A 17,374-nucleotide genomic window follows, 5' to 3' on the forward strand; every position below is an offset into this window, starting at 1 on the left:
AGTAAAAATAGTATGCTCTTGCCAGCTTCTCCTTTCTTTTAGATTGTGCTCAAACTCCGAATTTGTTTACAAATTTGAAATTAACGGAGCCTGAGCATATTATGATTTTTATTATTCTTCAATTTCTGCTGTTTCTGCTACAGTTGCTGGAACAACTTCTTTTTTATCTTCTTTTACAATTTTTTGAATGTAGACATTAACTTCCTGAACCTTTAATCCTGTCATTTCAGTAATTGCCTTTACTACTCTTGTTTGAATTTCTCCAGCCAATGCAGGTAATTTGTATCCCATTTTTGCCACGATGTATAAATCTAGCGTGCATTCAGTTTCTCCAACTTCCACTTCAATCCCTTTTCCGCCTGAAGATACATTTTGGAAAAATTTGACAATTTCATTTTTAGAAGTTCCACCAACAAGGCTGTTTACTCCTTCGATTTCTGATACTACTGATTCTGCGATTGTTGCTACCACTTCCTGTGATATATTTACATTTCCTAATTCGTTCATTTTAATTCCTCCTAATTTTTGTTTTTATCAAATATCAACCAAATTATTTAATAATTTGATTTTTTATTGATTTATAAAATTTTTAACTGGCTTTTTAAATTACTTGCCAAGCGCTTCTTTAAAATGTGTTTCAATAAAGTTTGTATAGATAGTTCCATTCTTAAAGTCCTGATTATCAAGCACCTTCAAGTGAAATGGTATAGTTGTGTCAACACCTTCTATAATAAATTCCTTTAAGGCGCGTTTCATTCTTGTGATAGCTTCTTCCCTGTTTTTGCCTTTTACAATAAGTTTTGCTATCATTGAGTCATAATAAGGCGGGATTTCATAGTTCTGATAAGAATGTGAGTCGATTCTTACTCCAATCCCTCCAGATGGAATGTATTTTTCCAGTATTCCAGACGAGGGCAGGAATCCATTTTCAGAATCTTCTGCGTTAATTCTGCATTCTATTACGTGTCCATTAATATTTATATCTTTTTGAGAAACACTTAATTTTTCTCCTGCGGCTACTCTTATCTGCTCTTTTATCAGGTCAACTCCAGTGATTTCCTCGCTTACTGTATGTTCCACCTGAATTCTTGTATTCATTTCCATAAAATAAAAGTTCATGTTTTTATCAACTAGAAATTCCAATGTTCCAACGCTGTCGTAACCGATGCCTTTTGCCAGTTTTGCGGCGAATTTTCCCATTTTTTCACGTGTCTTGGCATCAATTCCCGCTGATGGCGATTCCTCTATTAATTTTTGATGCCGTCTTTGAATGGAGCAGTCTCTTTCACCTAAATGAACCACATTTCCAAATTTATCTCCAACAACTTGTATTTCCACGTGCCTTGGTTCTTCCACATACTTTTCAATATAGACATCTGGATTTCCGAATGCCGCCTTTGCTTCATTTTGCGCAGCGATGTAATTTTCCACAAGTTCCTTTTCATCGTGGGCGATTCTCATTCCTTTACCGCCGCCGCCGGCAGTGGCTTTTATCATAACTGGATAAGTTATCCATTCTGCAACTTTTTTAGCTTCTTCCACATTTGGCACAATTCCGTCTGAACCTTTCGTTATAGGAACTTTATGCTTGATGGCAGTTTCCCTTGCTGTTGCCTTATCTCCCATCATATTGATTAATTCAGGTTTTGGGCCAATAAAGACAATCTCGTTTTTGTCACATATTTCAGCAAATCTTTGATTTTCTGCCAAAAATCCGTATCCAGGGTGAATGGCTTCACTTCCTGTCATTTGTGCCGCCGAAATAATATTGGGTATTTTTAAGTATGAGTCCGCACTGCTGGCAGTTCCGATACAGATAGCCTCATCAGCCAGTTTTACGTGAAGTGATTCCTTGTCAGCTTCTGAATAGACTGCAACAGTCGCTATTCCCAGCTCTCTCGCTGCTCTGATTATCCTAACAGCGATTTCTCCTCTGTTTGCTATTAATATTTTTTTGAACATTAATACCTATCCTCCTAAAAGATTTTCTATTTTACATATTACAGTTAAACTTTTTAAAAACGAATCCCAAAAGTATTCTGAACGAATTACTAGATTCGTATTTAACAGAAAAACTGTAAATTATACTTCAATTTTAAATAATTCCTTTGCAAAATCCACAGCTGAACCGTCTGCAACAAGAATTTCTGTTAAAATGCCGTTTACAGTCGATTTTATCTCGTTATCGATTCCCATTGTGTTAATCTTTGCAAGAATTTGCCCTTTTTTTACAACTGTTCCTGTTTTTGAGCTTAGTAACTTTATTTTACCTACATTGCGTGATTTTATGATTTCTTCTACTGGTAATGCGGGTTTTGTAACTTTTTTTTCTTCTTTTTTTGCTGCCGGTGCCAGATTATTTACAGTATTTACTGTTTCAGAATTTGTTAATGTAAGTTTTACTTTTCCATATCTTACTTTAATTTCTGCTAAATCTTCCTTTTTTAGAACTTGCATTAATTCCTGGATATCCTTAAGTTCCATGTTCCCTCCTCATTTTTATTTTATAAATTAAATCTTTCGTTACTATAAAAATCTTTTTTGTATACGTAATTTTATCATATTGTAAGCATTTTTTCAATTTTTTCTTTTTTTAAATCTTACCTTTATTATATCATATTTTCCTTTAAAATTTTATTATTTCCTTTAAAATTTTTCAAAATTTTATCTTTTAGTAAGCAAGTGAACATAAAAAATCAATTTTAGACGGCAAGATAAAAATTGTTGCAAATAAATGAAAAAAGTTATAAAATACATTATGTTTTGAAATTTGAAATAACGAGTTTGTAAAAAAAACAGTTTAGAACATTAAAAAATTTTGAAAAAGGTTTTACTGTGGAAAGGAAGTTTGAGAGAAAGAGAAATGGTTATTGGACTCACGGGTGGAATTGGGACTGGAAAAAGTACGGTTAGTCAGATTTTACGGGAAAAAGGATATAAGGTTATTGATCTGGACGTGATTTCTCACGAGGTTATCACATTTCCGCAGGTTATAGAAAAAATTGCGGAAAACTTTGGGAAGGAAGTTCTGGAAAAGGATAATTTTGGAAATTATGCTGTTTCACGTGAAAAGCTGGGGAAAGTTATTTTTAAAAATAAGGAAAAAAGACTTGCTTTAAATGCGATTATGCATCCAGAGATTTTACATTTCATGCGGGGAAAAATTTTGGAGTCTAAGGAAGAAAGCGGCATTATTTTTGTGGAAATTCAGCTTCTTTTTGAAGTCCAGTGGGAGAAGGAATTTGATTACATCCTGTTAGTCAGTGCAAGTATGGATACACAAATTCAGCGTGTTTTAAAGCGGGATAACAGAACGCATGAGGAAGCCTTGAATATTATTAATTCGCAGATGTCCTTGGATGAAAAGAAGAAAAGAAGTGATTTTATTATTGAAAATGATGGAAATATTCAGGATTTGGAAGAAAAAATTGACAAGTTCCTAAAAGAAATAGTATTTGAAAGTAAAAATAGAAATTAATTTTTGTTGCGCATGACTTGACAATGCACTGATATTATTTATTGTATATTATTAAAAAATTATAATGAAAGCTTGTTTGAAATACATTGCTTGGAAAAATTGGTAAAAATATAAAAATGTAAGAATTTAGAGGTGAAAAAATGAAAAAGATATTTATAATACTGGGAATATTTTTGGTAGTGCTTATAGGATGGCTCTCTGTACCGTTTAACATTCTTGTGATAGGAGTAGACGCCTATGCAAATCAGCCAACGGAAGGATCGAGAAGTGACGGGCTTATTGTTGTAAGAGTTATACCGTATTTGGCACAGATAAAAATGATTTCGATACCGCGTGACACTTATGCTGAAATTCCTTGTGAAAATTATAGACAGGATAAAATTACGCATTCCCACCATTTTGGTGGAGTCCAATGCACAATAGACGCTGTGGAGAATTTACTTGATACAAAAATTAATTACCATGTGCGATTCAGATTTGAAGATGTTATGAACCTGACAACTTTAATCGGCGGAGTGGACGTTGTTTCAAACCACACTTTTAATCAGGACTATTTTGATCAGGAGGTGTTCCACTTTAATCAAGGGCAAGTTTACAATTTGCAAGGAAGAATGGCGCTTGCATATACAAGACATAGAAAAAGCGACACAGCCTTTAAGCGTGACGAGCGTCAAAGACAGGTTATTCAAGGGATTGTCAAGAAAATAGCCGCACCATCTGGCTGGAAATACATCCCGCAAGTTTACGGTTATGCAAAGCAGCATATGGACATAGCGGTGAATCCCATTAGAAGCCTGTCGGCATTACCAGCAATTCTGATACATCATTCAGATATTGAGCAGCATGAAATTACGGGGGATGGAAAAATGATTAATGGAATCTGGTATTTTATGCCTGATGAAGCTTCGCTGGAAGATGCAAAGGAAGAATTTAAAAATTAGAAAAGCAAAGAATAAAAAAAGAAGAGGTGAAACATGGAAATAAACAAGTCAGAATTTGTGAAATCAGCAGTTTTAGAAAAAGATTATCCAAAATTTAATAATATTGTGGAATTTTCTTTTATCGGAAGATCAAATGTGGGAAAATCTTCACTTATAAATTCACTCACAAAAAGAAAAAATCTGGCAAGAACAAGTAAAACACCAGGAAGGACACAGCTAATCAATTATTTTTTAATAAATGACAAAATTCATTTTGTGGATTTGCCAGGATATGGGTTTGCTAAAGTGCCTGAGGCTGTGAAAAGAAACTGGGGAAAAACGATAGAAAGCTATCTTATGTCAAAACGTGAAAAAGTAGTATTTTTATTGCTTGATTTGCGTAGAATCCCCTCAAATGAGGATATGGAAATGTTAAAATGGCTGGAACATTTTGAAATTGAATATTATATAATCTTTACAAAGTCTGATAAATTGTCGAATAATGAAAAATTTAAGCAGTTGAAGGAAATTAAGAAAAAACTTGTATTTAAAAATGAAGATGTGTTTTTTTATTCTTCATTAAAAAATACGGGAAGAGAAGAATTATTGGATTTTATAGGAAAAAGAATTACTGAAAAATAATAATTTATGAAAAAATGTGTAGTTAATCAAATAAAATTGACTGATTACACATTTTTATTATTATTTTCTTCGATAATTAAGTGCCTCCAATAAATGCTCCTTTTTTATGTTTTTTTCCCCATCCAGATCTGCTATCGTTCTGGATACTTTCAATATTTTGTCAAACACTCTGACTGACAATTTTAAATTATCAATGGCAGATTTCATAATTTCTTCACTTTCTTCGTCTATTTTACAATATTTGTTCAGCTGCTTCTTGTTCATATCCCTGTTTAAGGTATTTGAATTAAAACGTTGTTTTTGAATTTCACGGGCTTTTATTACTCTTGCTTGAATATCTTTCGATTTTTCTGATAAAGTTTCGTCAAAAATTTCGTCTTTTTTCAACTGGTGCATTTCCACATACAAATCCATTCTGTCGAGAAGCGGGCCTGAAAATTTTTTCTGGTAACGCTTTATTTCGTACAAACTGTCGTTGCATAATGGATTATCGGGGAAATAACCGCTTGGAGTAGGATTTGAAGCAGTTATTGTAATGTTTTTTACTGGATAAGTTACACTGAAATTTGCTCTTGAAATAACGATTTTTCCATCTTCCAGCGGCTGTCTTAACGTTTCCAGAGTTTTTCCCTCAAATTCCCCTATTTCATCTAGAAAGAAGACGCCGTTTAGTGCTAATGTAATTTCTCCGACTCTGTTTGCGCACCTACTAGAGCCACTTGTGTAGCTGAATAATGGGGTGCTCTAAACGGACGCTTGCGGATTATTGGCTCATTTTGGCTTAACATTCCTGAAATGCTGTAAATTTTGGTTGTTTCAATTATTTCTTCTTCAGGCATATCAGGTAAAATTGTGTTAAATCTCTTGGCAAGCATTGACTTGCCTGAGCCAGGATCGCCTATTAAAAATACATTATGCCCGCCAGCTGCTGCAATTTCTAAAGCTCTTTTTGCAAGGAGCTGCCCTTTCACATCTGAAAAATCAATAGTTTCATCTAAATTTTCATCTTTTTCCAATTTTGAAGTATTCTTTTCAATAGCTTTTTTACACAATGTTTCCACATCAGTTTTTCCTTCCAGAAAATCCAGCAATTCCGTTATTTCATCAACAGGAATAATTTCCACGCCTGAAATTAGTTTTGCCTCATTATAATTTCCCGCTGGAACGATAACGCCTTTAAAATCTGTTTCTTTTGCCAGAATTGTAGCATTTATTGCTCCATTTATTGATTTTATCTTTCCATTTAGGGAAATTTCCCCTAAAATCAGATATTTTTTTAATATTTCTATATTTGAAATATGCCCTGTATTAGCAAGTATTCCTAAAAATATGCTCAAGTCAAAATGACTGCCTTTCTTTCTGATATTTGCAGGCGACAAATTCACCAGCACACGTCTGACAGGAAACTCAAATCCCACATTCTTAAAACAGCTCCTAATCCGTTCCTTGCTCTCGGAAATCGCTTGATCCCCCATTCCGACTATATTAAACACAGGCAGCCCTCTGGATAAATCAACTTCCACTTCCACAACATAAGTATCTACACCCATATAGCTGCAACTAAATAAACTTATTGCCATAACCTCACCCTTTTAATTTTTTATTAATAATTAATTATAACATTTTTTATATATTTTGTAAATAAAAAAGAGAAAATCTTTTTACAGATTTTCCCTAAATTTATATAATAGGTAATTTTAATGACTATTATTTTAAATATGCATTTAACATCCATAAATCTTTTTCGTATGTGCTGATATATTCATCAGTTAATGCAGATGTTCCGTAGTCATTTTCTTCATCAGCGGCTTCTTTTACTTCTTTTGCTAATTTTAGCATTGCTTCAAATTCTTTTTTCACATCAGCTACCGCTTCTGGAATAGAAATTTCCTTATTTTCGGCTTCCTTAATAGTTGTAACTTCCAGATAGTCTTTTAGCGTTCCTAAAGGACGTCCTCCTATTGACAAAATTCTTTCTGCAACATCGTCAATCTGTTTATTTATCGCATCATAATATTCTTCTAATTTTTCATGTACAGTAAAGAAATCAGCACCAACAATGTTCCAGTGGTAATTTTGAACTTTTCTGTAAAGTACATTCAAGTTAGCTAAGTAAAGATTTAATTTTTCAATTGTTTTTGACATTTTTATCACTCCTCAGTTTATAATTTATATATATTTGTATTTATTACAAATTTATTGTACCAAAATATAGATAAATTGTCAACATATTTTTTCCTTCTTCGTTTTTATAGTTTTTTTTAAAATTATGTTTTATAGTTTATGTGTTCATTTATAGTTTTTAGTTTAATTATAGAAACTAATTTGATTATTGTAATTTTGTGTTAAACAGGCTTAATGTGTTTTTAAAACCTAAATTGTTATTAGTTTTATATTATTTTAGAATTGGAGTAATATAATTTGTAATTTATTTAAAATAAAGAACTTTTCCATTTTTTGTTACAAAGTATTTCTAAGTACTATAAAATAATGGATAAAACCTATTTCCAATTAAACATGCTTCTTTCAATAAAAGTTTCAGAAGCTTAATATTGAAATACTTAAAATCATAGGTTATATATTAAGTAGAACCTTAATTAAGGAGAGCATATGCTAAATAATAGAGAAATAAAAATGTTGGATATTTTTTCTTCTGGCGAAGAAGTTTCAATTAAGAAACTAAAAGAAAAATTTGATATTTCTGAAAGAATGGTGAGATATGATATTGAAAAAATTAATTTTGTTTTGTCGATATTTAATATTAAACCTATATATAGAAATAAATCAGGGATTTTTAAGTTGGATAGCGATAGCAAAATAAATAAAATAAAGGATATAGTAAAAGAAGCAGAGCCTGTGACTATTGAAAAAAGAAGAAATTTAATAAAATTTTTGCTAATAACAACTGTAAAAAAACTTAATATATCCAATTTAATGGAAAAGTTTGATACATCAAGAATTACAATTAATAGTGATTTAAATAGGATAAAAAAAGAATTTGAAGAAAAGGAGATTAAATTAAGTACAAAAAAAGGGATAATACTCGAAGGAAGAATATCAAATTTAATAAAATATAGAGTTGAAAAAATATCAGAATGCCTGAATTATTTGAAAAATACTAAAAACAAGACTATTTATGGAATAAAAATAGAAGAAATATTTAAAGAAAATTTAGGTATAGAAGAAGTAAAGACTTTAAGTGATTTTTTGAAAAAAATATTATCTAAGTTAAATTTTTCAGCTACTGATGAAAATTATAAAACATTGCTTTCCTATATTATTTTACTGCAATCCGAGAATTTTCATGAAGAAATTAATAATTTCATATGTGTTGATGGAGGGATAATAAAAGAATGGGATGAATATGACACAATAAAAAAAGAAGTAAAAAATTATGGATTAAATGAAATTTTTAAAGAACAGGATATATTTATTATAACAGATTTAGTAGTAAAAATAAGTTCTTATAATAAAGATTCTCAATTTTATGAAAATTGGATTGATTTAGATATTTTAGTAAAAAATTTGATTGAAAATATAAATAGCAGATTAAATGTGGACATATCAAAGGATAAATTATTGTTTGAATATTTGAGACAGCATCTAAATCCTTTTTTCTATAGAGTGAAAAATGAATATACATTAAATGATAAATTTATACAGGATTTAGAATTTACAAAAAATAATTTATTCTATTTAATAAAGGACTCTTTAAATATTTTGACAAATATATTAAAAAAAGATATACCTGATAAGGAAATATTTCTGCTGACACTTCATTTTCAAGCTTCAATAGAAAGAGTTATGAATAATAACATAAAAGTAAAAAGAATAATAATTATCAGTACGCTAGGATACGGCATTTCCCAAATATTGGTAGACAATATATCTTCCTTGTTCAATGTTGAAATAGTTGCAGTAACTCCTTATTTTAAACTGAAAGAAACATTGCTTAATAATAAAAATATAGATTATATAATAACAACAATGGATATTGAAGATAAAATTTTATATGACATACCAATATTAAAGGTAAATCCAGTATTTACAATAGAAGATAGGAAAAAAATGTTAGATGTTGGTTTTGTATCAAATAATAAAAAAGTTTTAATATCAGAATTAATCCAAATTATAGAAAAGGAGGCAAAAATACATAATAAAGAAAAATTGATAAAAAAACTTGAAAATAAAATGAAAGGAAAGATTATAAATGATGTCGTAGACGAGGAAGAAGAAAAGGATATAATTACAGATGAAAGCATTATTTTTAACTATGATGGTAAAAATATTGAAGAGGCAGTTGAATACACATGCAATCTTCTTGAGAAAAAAGGATACATATCAAGTTCATATACTAAAAGTATTCTAGATGTATTGAGAAATCATACATCCTACATGATAATACATAATGGAATAATTTTACCACATTCCAAAAATAAAAATAATGTATTTAAAACTTCAGGAATTTTACTTGAATTAAAAAATAATTTTGAACTTAATGGCAATACTATAAAATACATCTTTACCTTTGCTATAAAGGATAAAGAAAAAGAATTGAACAGAGTAAGTAAAATTATAAATAAAATTTTTAAAGATGAACTGGTTGAAATAATGAAAACAAAAAATAAAGATAAAATAGTAAAATATTTTTCAAAAAATACAAATGCATAGAAAGGAATGAGGCATGAAAGATTATTTTAAAGAAGAAAATATTTTTTTGGATTTTGAAGCAAATGACAGAAATGATTTTCTTTCTAAAATAGGTAATATTTTATTTGAAAAAAAATATGTAAATAAAGGATTTTCCGATTCAATTATTGAAAGAGAAAAAAATTATCCTACAGGTTTGGATTTTGGTGAATATAAGATTGCAATACCTCATACGAATCCTGAATTTGTTAATAAAGAGGGCATTATAGCTGTTAAGCCCCAAAAACCAATTATTTTTAGGGATATGGGATTAAATGAAAATGATTTGGAGGTATCAGTAATATTTGTACTATTGATACAAAAGGGAGAAGAGCAAGTGAATTTATTGACAAAGTTAATGTCTTTAATGGAACAGAAGGAAGTTTATGACAGCATAAAAAATGCATCAGATAAGAAAGAAATACTAAAGATATTAAGTGAAAATTTTTAGACAAGGTGATTATAGTGATAAGTAAAATTTTAGAAGTTAAAAATAAAACAGGGTTACATGCAAGGCCTATTTCGCAAATAATAAAGACAATATCAAAATATAAATCAAAAACTGTATTTAGAGTAGGTGATAACAAAGTAGAAAATAAAAGCGTCCTCGGTTTTTTAAAGTTAGGAGCTAAATATGGCACAAAAGTTGAAATAGAAATAGATGGAGAAGACGAAAATGAAGTGTTAAAAGAACTGGAAAGTTTATTTTACTCAAATTTTGGAGAATAAAAAATATTAAAATTAGGAGGAATTTATATGAAAAGAATAGTTGTAGCATGTGGATCAGGAGTAGCAACATCACAGACAGTTGCTTCAAAAATTAACAGTATGCTGGAAGATGAAGGAATAAGAGCAACAGTGGAAGCAGTAGATATAAAATCGCTTGAAAGCATAATAGATCAAGTTGATGTTTATGTAACAATAGTTCCAGGTTCTCAAACTTATGACAAGCCAATGATAAATGGAATTAAATTTTTAACAGGAATGGGAATGGCGGAAGAATTTGAAAAATTAAAAAAACTGCTAAAATAATATTGGTAATAAACTTTAGGAGGTACCAAAAATGTTTGGAAATATTTTAAACTATATTTTAGGATTGGGAGCCGCAATCTTTTTACCTATAATAATGATAATAATAGGATTGATAATAAAAATGAAATTCAAAAGAGCAATAATTTCAGGGCTTACATTGGGAGTTGCTTTTACGGGAATGAACGTAGTGCTAGGCTTTATGTTTGACACTATAAGTCCTGTAGCTTCAGCTTTTGTTGAAAAAACGGGTATTCAGTTAAATATAATCGATGTAGGGTGGTCACCTATGTCTGCGATTGCGTGGGCTTGGCCTTATGCCTTGTTTATGTTTCCTTTACAGATAGGAATTAATCTTTTAATGCTTATATTTAAACAAACAGATGTATTAAATGTAGATTTGTGGAATGTGTGGGGGAAAATTTTTACAGCAACAATGGTGGCGGCAATTACAGGAAATGTTGCATTAGGTTTTGTTGCAGCGGCAATTCAGGTTATAGCGGAGTTAAAAATAGGAGAAGCTACTCAAAAAAGAACTCAGGAAATAACAGGAATACCAGGGGTTACTTGTACTCATTATATGACACTCCAATGTATAATAATGGAACCTGTAAACAAATTATTGGATTATATTCCTTTATTTAAAAAAGAAAATGCAAATGCAGATAAATTAAAAGATAAAATAGGAATTTTTGGAGATAACAGCGTTATGGGATTCATTATAGGAGGGCTTATAGCGATTCTTGCAGGTTATTCTGTAAAAGATACGTTAAATGTGGCTATAAAAGTAGGAACAGCTCTAGTATTATTTCCTATGGTGGCTAAATTATTTATGCAGGCTCTGGCTCCAATTGCAGATGCTGCATCAGAATTTATGAAAAATAAATTTAAAGACAGAGAAATTTATATTGGATTAGACTGGCCGTTTATGGCAGGACAATCTGAATTATGGGTAGTAGCAATATTGTTAGTTCCAATAGAACTGCTTTTGGCTATCGTGTTTTCAAAGATGGGAATAAGCAATGTGTTGCCGTTAGCAGGAATAGTAAATGTTATAGTTGTCGTACCAGCAATGATTGTTTCTAAAAAGAACTTATTAAAAATGCTAATTCTAAGTATTCTGTACACTCCAATTTATTTATTAGTTTCCAGCAGCTTTGCGCCATTTGCTACTCAGCTTGCAAAAACGACAAAAGCGATAGAAATACCAGCAGGACAAATGATAACATATTTTGGCGTAGAAGCTCCATTTTTCAGATGGGCTATAGCAAATGGTCTAGCAGGTAGAATATCAGGAATTATAGCATTAGTATTATTTTTTGGATTATTCTACATATTTATAAAAAATATGAAAAAGCAAATTCAGCAATAAAATTTTGATAGAGGTGATGTAAATGTTGGAAAATTTGAAAAGGGAAGTTATAAAAGCGGCGCAGGATGGACAAAGATTAGACTTATGTAAACATAAATCAGGAAATTTCAGTATAAGGGATAAGAAAACAGGATATGTAGTGGTCACTCCATCAGGTGTAAACAGAGAGGAATTAACTGCAGATGATATATGTGTATTAACAGTAGATGGTGAATTAATTGAAGTTAAAAATGACAGAAAACCATCAAGTGAAACAATGATGCATTTGGAAGTATATAAAGCAAGGGAAGATATAATGGCAATTGCTCACACTCATTCAAAAATGGCAACTTCCTTTGCAGTATTAAATAAACCTATACCGGCGATTATATATGAGGTTGCAACATTTGGGCTAAAGGATGCTGTTGTGCCGGTAGCGCCATATGCAAGGCCTGGAACTGTAGAACTGGCTAAAAGTGTAATTGAACCTGTGAAAAGGGCAGATATATTTTTACTTGAAAAACATGGGGTTGTAGCCTGCGGTACAGATATGTATGAAGCTTTTTTGAGAGCACAGTATGTAGAAGAACTGGCAGAAGTTTACTATTACACTTTATTAATAAATAAAGGCAATGAACCAGACAGTTTTTCTCCAGAAGAACTGGAAAATTGGAAATACCCGGAAAAATTGGAAAAGAACTAGGGAAGGTGATTGTCTTATGAAGAAAATAATAAATGAACCTGAAAATTTTGTAAAAGAAATGATAGAAGGAATAGTAGCTGCTCATAGTGATAAAATACAGTTATTAAATGATGATATTAGAGTGCTGGTAAGAAAGGATAATCCTAAAAAAAATAAAGTGGGAATTGTTACCGCAGGAGGTAGCGGACATCTTCCAACGTTTTTAGGATATGTAGGAGAAGGAATGCTTGATGGATGTGCAATAGGAAATGTATTTGCTTCACCTTCGTCACAGAAAATGCTTGATACGATAAAGGCTTGCGATTTTGGAAAAGGGGTTTTGTGTCTTTATGGAAATTATGGCGGAGATAAGATGAATTTTAATATGGCATGTGAACTGGCTGATTTTGAAGATATAAAAACTGCTAACGTATTAGTTAAAGATGATGTTGCTTCAGCGCCTTATGAAAAAAAAGATACAAGACGAGGCGTAGCAGGAATGCTATATGCTTATAAAATCGCAGGAGCGGCTGCAGATGAAGGATTGGATTTGGAAGAGGTTGCTCAAATCACTCAGCAGGCTTTGGAAAATATAAAAACAATGGGAGTGGCTCTTTCCCCATGCATTGTTCCTGAAGTTGGAAAACCTACTTTTAGTATAGAAGACAATAAAATAGAAATAGGCATGGGAATACACGGAGAGCAAGGTATCGAAGTAAGGGAAATGCTAAAGGCAGATGAAATAGCAGATTTAATATTTTCCAAGATAAATGAAGAATTGGAACTGAAATCAGAAGATGAAGTTTCTGTAACTGTAAATGGATTGGGTGCAACTCCTTTAGAAGAACTTTACATTGTATATAACAGAATTTATAAAATTTTAAAAGAAAAAAATGTAAAAATAATAAAACCACATATAGGAGAATTTGCTACTTCTATGGAAATGGCGGGATTATCAATAACAATTTTTAAATTGAATGAGGAAACTAAAAGATTATTATTGAAAGAAGCAATTACACCGTTTTATACTAATGTGAATAAGTAATTTCAGGAAGGACAGGCAGTTATGGATATAAATGATGTAAAATTAATTACAGAAAATGTACTCAAGTTAGTAAAGGAAAATAGAGATTATTTACTTGATTTGGACAGCCAATTTGGAGATGGAGACTTGGGAATATCAATGGTTCAAGGATTTTCCGGATTAAAAGATTATTTAGAAACTTCTAAAGAAAAAGATTTAGGGAAATTATTTTTTAAGATGGGAATGATCTTTAATGAATCAGCTCCTTCGTCATTGGGAACGATTATTTCATTCTGGCTATTAGGAATAGGTGGAAGCTTGAAAGGAAAAGAGAATGCGGATAAAAATGATATGAAAATAGCATTGGAAAATGGGATTAGCAAGTTAAAGGAAAGAGCAAATTCAAAGGAAAACGAGAAAACAATCCTAGATTCATTGTCTCCTGCCGCAAAAGCTTTTCAGAAAAATACAGATGAGAAAAAAACAGTATTAGAAATTTTAAAAGAAGCAAGTAATGCTGCGTCAAAGGGAAGTGAAGCAACAAAAAATATGACGGCAGTTCATGGAAGAGCGGCATACCATGGAGAAAAAACAATAGGGCATATAGATGGAGGTTCTTATGTTGGCAAGCTGATATTTGAGGGAATTTATAATTACTATAAAGAAAAGGATGAAAAGCTGTATTAGGTAAAAAAGACAAGGCAAAATTAACATTTATAAAGACTTCCTTAAATTTTTCGTTTTCATTTTAGTGTACTGGCTTTCTTAGGTAAAAATGTATCTTAGAAAGTCAGTATTCTTTTTTTTGCAGCCTTTTAGGAAAGCAATATAAATTGAATTATAAAATAGGACATATTGTCAGGTCAAGTGCAGAAAAAATAAAAATAATATAAAGTATTTTTAAAAGAGCAGAGATTTTTCCGCTCTTTAATTTTTTATGTTATAGAGTTTCAAAAACCATATTCTTCTGTTTAACTTCTTTTTTTCTTGACATAGCAGCAATATATCAAATTTTTAATTGATTTTAAAGATAGAAATAGTTTATTAAAAAAGTAGAAAAATACAAGGAATGGGTGTATAATAGGAGAAAACAAAAAATTAATTTGAAAGGGATGAAATTAATGAAGGAAAAAACTGGGTTAGTATTGGAAGGTGGAGGACTTCGGGGGATATTTACGGCAGGGGTGCTGGATTTCTTTTTGGAAAAAAATATTGAATTTGATAATTGCATAGGGGTGTCTGCGGGAGCTTGTCATGCCTGCAGCTATTTGGCGAAACAGCATAAGAGGGCGTTTAATGTGTCTGTTGACTATCTGGATGACAAAAGATACTGCACGCTTTATAGCTTGCTTAAAACAGGGGATTTATTTGATGTGGATTTAGTTTATAATGAGATTCCGAATAAACTGAATCCGATTGACAACAAAACATTTATGAAAAATAAGACAAAATTTCAGGTGGTAATTACAAATTGTGAAACTGGGGAGGCGGAATATCCTGAAGTCAAAGATTTTGACAAGGATACAGTTTATGTAAGGGCTTCAAGTTCTTTGCCATTACTTGCCAGAATGGTTAATATTAATGGAAATGTTTATCTGGATGGTGGAGTTTCTGATTCAATACCGATTAAAAAGTCCATGGAAAATGGAAATACAAAAAATGTAGTTGTCTTGACACGTGATAAAAGTTATAGAAAGAAGCAAAGTGCATTGGGTAAAATTACTGGGATAAGATATAAAAAGTTTCCTAAATTTGTAGAACTTATGAATACAAGATATATTCGATATAATAAAGTGCTTGATTACATTGATGAGCTGGAGGCAAAAGGGGAGATTTTTGTGATTCGTCCAGAAGTGGAACTAACGCTTGGGAGAATTGAGAAAAATAAGAAGAAACTTTTGGAAGTGTACAATATTGGCTATGAAACAGCGAAAAAAAATTATGAAAATTTGAAAAAATATTTGGAAGGGTAATAATTTTTTGATTACTTGTTCTTGAGCATTTGTAAATAAGAATTGAACTTGTAGAAAGCAAGTTTTGAGCAAGTTCTTTTAAATAATGCTTTAAAGGTTAAAAATAAATAAAATAAAAGAGGATAAATGTGAAAAATGAAAAAATCTGGTATGAACTGGACGCTTTTGCAAAAACTTATTCTTCAATAATTAGTGAAGGAAGAACCACATGCTTTCGGCTTTCAGCATTGTTTTCTGAAAATATTGACTTGGAAATATTAAAAAAAGTTGCGATTTCGCTTGAAAAGAAATATCCGTTTTATAATTCGGAGCTGAAAAAGGGAATTTTCTGGAATTATTTGCAGCAGAAAAAGGCTCATTTTATGATTGAGGAGGAGAAAACTTATCCTTGTACGGATATACAGAAGGATAATCCGCTGAGAATCATTTATTTTAATAATAAATTATCGATAGAAATAGCACATTTTTTAACTGACGGGAAAGGTGCGGCGTTATTTTTTCAAGATTTGATTGAAGAATATTTGGAGAAAAAGTATTTTTTGGAAAATATCGAAAAAGATGAAATGGATAGTTTAACTAATGAGGTTGAAAAAAAGAAGGAAGTAAAAATTGAAAAAATAAAGAAAATAATCAATTTTGGAAAAAAGATAAATAAAAATGGGAAAGAAAAAGATTTTGAAAATAAAAAAATTGAAAAAAACTTTTTTGAAAAGACAAAGGAAATATTGGGAAATGATAGTGGATTGAAAAATGCTCAAAAAAATGAGTATGTCGATCTTTATGAAAAATATATGCGGAAAGTGAGCAAGGAAACTACGATAAAGTCAGCATTTCACTTACCAATGAAAATATTGGAAAAGGGGCAGTATCACATTACGACTGGAGAAATTAATATAAAAAGTCTGAAAGAGGAGAGTAAAAAATACGGGACGACTATCGGAAAATATCTTCTTTCCGTATATTTCAAGGTTCTGCTGGATAGGTATTCGCAGGCGAAAAATCCGATTGTTATTGGAGTACCGGTTGATCTGCGAAAAATTTTTGAAGAAACTACATACAGAAATTTTTTTATAAACATAACTCCTAGTGTGGATGCAAGTCTTGGCGCATATTCCCTCTCTGAAATCATAACTTATCTGGATAACTATTTTGCCTTAAAAATCACAAAAAAAGAATTTTACAAAAGCATATACAAGGCAATGAATCCAATACAGAATATAATAATAAAGTCCGTTCCATATTTGATAAAACGTATATTTTTCCCATTTATATTCGATTATTACGGAGAACGTGGCTATACGACAGGATTTTCAAATTTAGGAATTTTTAAAGTTAATAAAAAATATGAAAAATATTTAAAAGGATTCCGATTCTTACCGCCACCGAGCAAAAGGTGCAAAATTAAGATGGGAGTTATAAGCGATTATAACAAAGTTTATGTAAATTTTGGAAATCTAACTGCAAATTATGATATTGAGAGGGATTTTTTTATTTATTTGAGAAAAAGGGGAATAAAATCCAAAATTATTACAAATTATTTTTAAATGTCTAATTGAATTTTTTAAAAATTAAATGGATAAAAATTA

General features: G+C 30.8%; 17 protein-coding genes and 1 pseudogene. 13 read left to right on the forward strand and 5 right to left on the reverse strand.

The features are described 5' to 3' along the window. Positions 1 to 111 precede the first annotated feature (111 nt). From HW275_RS08425 to HW275_RS08435, 3 genes are all read right to left on the reverse strand, one after another. On the reverse strand, positions 112 to 507 hold the full coding sequence (locus tag HW275_RS08425; protein WP_178936097.1) for an Asp23/Gls24 family envelope stress response protein: 396 nt from the start codon (positions 505 to 507) through the stop codon (positions 112 to 114). 99 nt (positions 508 to 606) lie between these two features. Beyond that, positions 607 to 1,962: an acetyl-CoA carboxylase biotin carboxylase subunit gene (gene accC, locus HW275_RS08430; protein WP_178936098.1), complete on the reverse strand. Its 1,356-nt coding sequence runs from the start codon at positions 1,960 to 1,962 to the stop codon at positions 607 to 609. A 120-nt stretch (positions 1,963 to 2,082) separates the two neighbouring features. Then, positions 2,083 to 2,484, reverse strand: coding sequence for a biotin/lipoyl-containing protein (locus HW275_RS08435; protein WP_178936099.1), 402 nt, complete (start codon positions 2,482 to 2,484; stop codon positions 2,083 to 2,085). Positions 2,485 to 2,848: 364 nt separating this feature from the next. Between HW275_RS08435 and coaE the strand changes: the two genes are divergently transcribed. The 3 genes from coaE (at position 2,849) to yihA (ending at position 5,040) form a co-directional block, all read left to right on the forward strand. Then, positions 2,849 to 3,478, forward strand: coding sequence for a dephospho-CoA kinase (gene coaE, locus HW275_RS08440; protein ID WP_255460049.1), 630 nt, complete (start codon positions 2,849 to 2,851; stop codon positions 3,476 to 3,478). Positions 3,479 to 3,618: 140 nt separating this feature from the next. Next, entirely contained in the window at positions 3,619 to 4,419 is an 801-nt protein-coding gene (locus HW275_RS08445) for an LCP family protein (RefSeq protein ID WP_178936100.1), read from the forward strand. A 33-nt stretch (positions 4,420 to 4,452) separates the two neighbouring features. Next, positions 4,453 to 5,040, forward strand: coding sequence for a ribosome biogenesis GTP-binding protein YihA/YsxC (gene yihA / locus HW275_RS08450; protein ID WP_178936101.1), 588 nt, complete (start codon positions 4,453 to 4,455; stop codon positions 5,038 to 5,040). Between the two features lie 60 nt (positions 5,041 to 5,100). Here the strand turns inward: yihA and HW275_RS08455 are convergent. Both HW275_RS08455 and HW275_RS08460 read right to left on the reverse strand, forming a co-directional pair. After that, a pseudogene (locus tag HW275_RS08455) lies at positions 5,101 to 6,620 on the reverse strand (YifB family Mg chelatase-like AAA ATPase). A 127-nt stretch (positions 6,621 to 6,747) separates the two neighbouring features. Then, complete coding sequence (locus tag HW275_RS08460) at positions 6,748 to 7,185, reverse strand: Dps family protein (RefSeq protein WP_178936102.1); 438 nt, start codon at positions 7,183 to 7,185, stop codon at positions 6,748 to 6,750. A 465-nt stretch (positions 7,186 to 7,650) separates the two neighbouring features. On the opposite strand from HW275_RS08460, the gene HW275_RS08465 reads away from it, so the two are divergent. The 10 genes from HW275_RS08465 (at position 7,651) to HW275_RS08510 (ending at position 17,332) form a co-directional block, all read left to right on the forward strand. After that, the gene (locus HW275_RS08465) at positions 7,651 to 9,711 is read left to right on the forward strand and encodes a PTS sugar transporter subunit IIA (protein ID WP_178936103.1); all 2,061 of its coding nucleotides are present in this window, start codon (positions 7,651 to 7,653) and stop codon (positions 9,709 to 9,711) included. Between the two features lie 13 nt (positions 9,712 to 9,724). Next, entirely contained in the window at positions 9,725 to 10,180 is a 456-nt protein-coding gene (locus HW275_RS08470) for a PTS sugar transporter subunit IIA (protein ID WP_178936104.1), read from the forward strand. A gap of 14 nt (positions 10,181 to 10,194) precedes the next feature. Then, positions 10,195 to 10,458, forward strand: a complete 264-nt coding sequence (locus tag HW275_RS08475; RefSeq protein WP_178936105.1) for an HPr family phosphocarrier protein — start codon at positions 10,195 to 10,197, stop codon at positions 10,456 to 10,458. Positions 10,459 to 10,485: 27 nt separating this feature from the next. Next, on the forward strand, positions 10,486 to 10,761 hold the full coding sequence (locus tag HW275_RS08480; protein WP_178936106.1) for a PTS sugar transporter subunit IIB: 276 nt from the start codon (positions 10,486 to 10,488) through the stop codon (positions 10,759 to 10,761). Positions 10,762 to 10,792: 31 nt separating this feature from the next. Beyond that, positions 10,793 to 12,130 carry a PTS galactitol transporter subunit IIC gene (locus HW275_RS08485; protein WP_178936107.1) on the forward strand — a complete coding sequence of 446 codons (1,338 nt, stop codon included), beginning with the start codon at positions 10,793 to 10,795 and terminating at the stop codon, positions 12,128 to 12,130. 22 nt (positions 12,131 to 12,152) lie between these two features. Next, the gene (locus HW275_RS08490) at positions 12,153 to 12,812 is read left to right on the forward strand and encodes a class II aldolase/adducin family protein (RefSeq protein ID WP_178936108.1); all 660 of its coding nucleotides are present in this window, start codon (positions 12,153 to 12,155) and stop codon (positions 12,810 to 12,812) included. A 16-nt stretch (positions 12,813 to 12,828) separates the two neighbouring features. Next, entirely contained in the window at positions 12,829 to 13,836 is a 1,008-nt protein-coding gene (locus HW275_RS08495; RefSeq protein WP_178936109.1) for a dihydroxyacetone kinase subunit DhaK, read from the forward strand. Positions 13,837 to 13,857: 21 nt separating this feature from the next. Then, the gene (locus tag HW275_RS08500; RefSeq protein ID WP_178936110.1) at positions 13,858 to 14,502 is read left to right on the forward strand and encodes a dihydroxyacetone kinase subunit L; all 645 of its coding nucleotides are present in this window, start codon (positions 13,858 to 13,860) and stop codon (positions 14,500 to 14,502) included. Positions 14,503 to 14,936: 434 nt separating this feature from the next. Further along, the gene (locus HW275_RS08505; protein WP_178936111.1) at positions 14,937 to 15,788 is read left to right on the forward strand and encodes a patatin family protein; all 852 of its coding nucleotides are present in this window, start codon (positions 14,937 to 14,939) and stop codon (positions 15,786 to 15,788) included. A gap of 128 nt (positions 15,789 to 15,916) precedes the next feature. Further along, complete coding sequence (locus tag HW275_RS08510; protein ID WP_178936112.1) at positions 15,917 to 17,332, forward strand: alcohol acetyltransferase; 1,416 nt, start codon at positions 15,917 to 15,919, stop codon at positions 17,330 to 17,332. Positions 17,333 to 17,374 lie beyond the last annotated feature (42 nt).

This window comes from Leptotrichia sp. oral taxon 223 (assembly GCF_013394795.1).
GTDB lineage: Bacteria > Fusobacteriota > Fusobacteriia > Fusobacteriales > Leptotrichiaceae > Leptotrichia.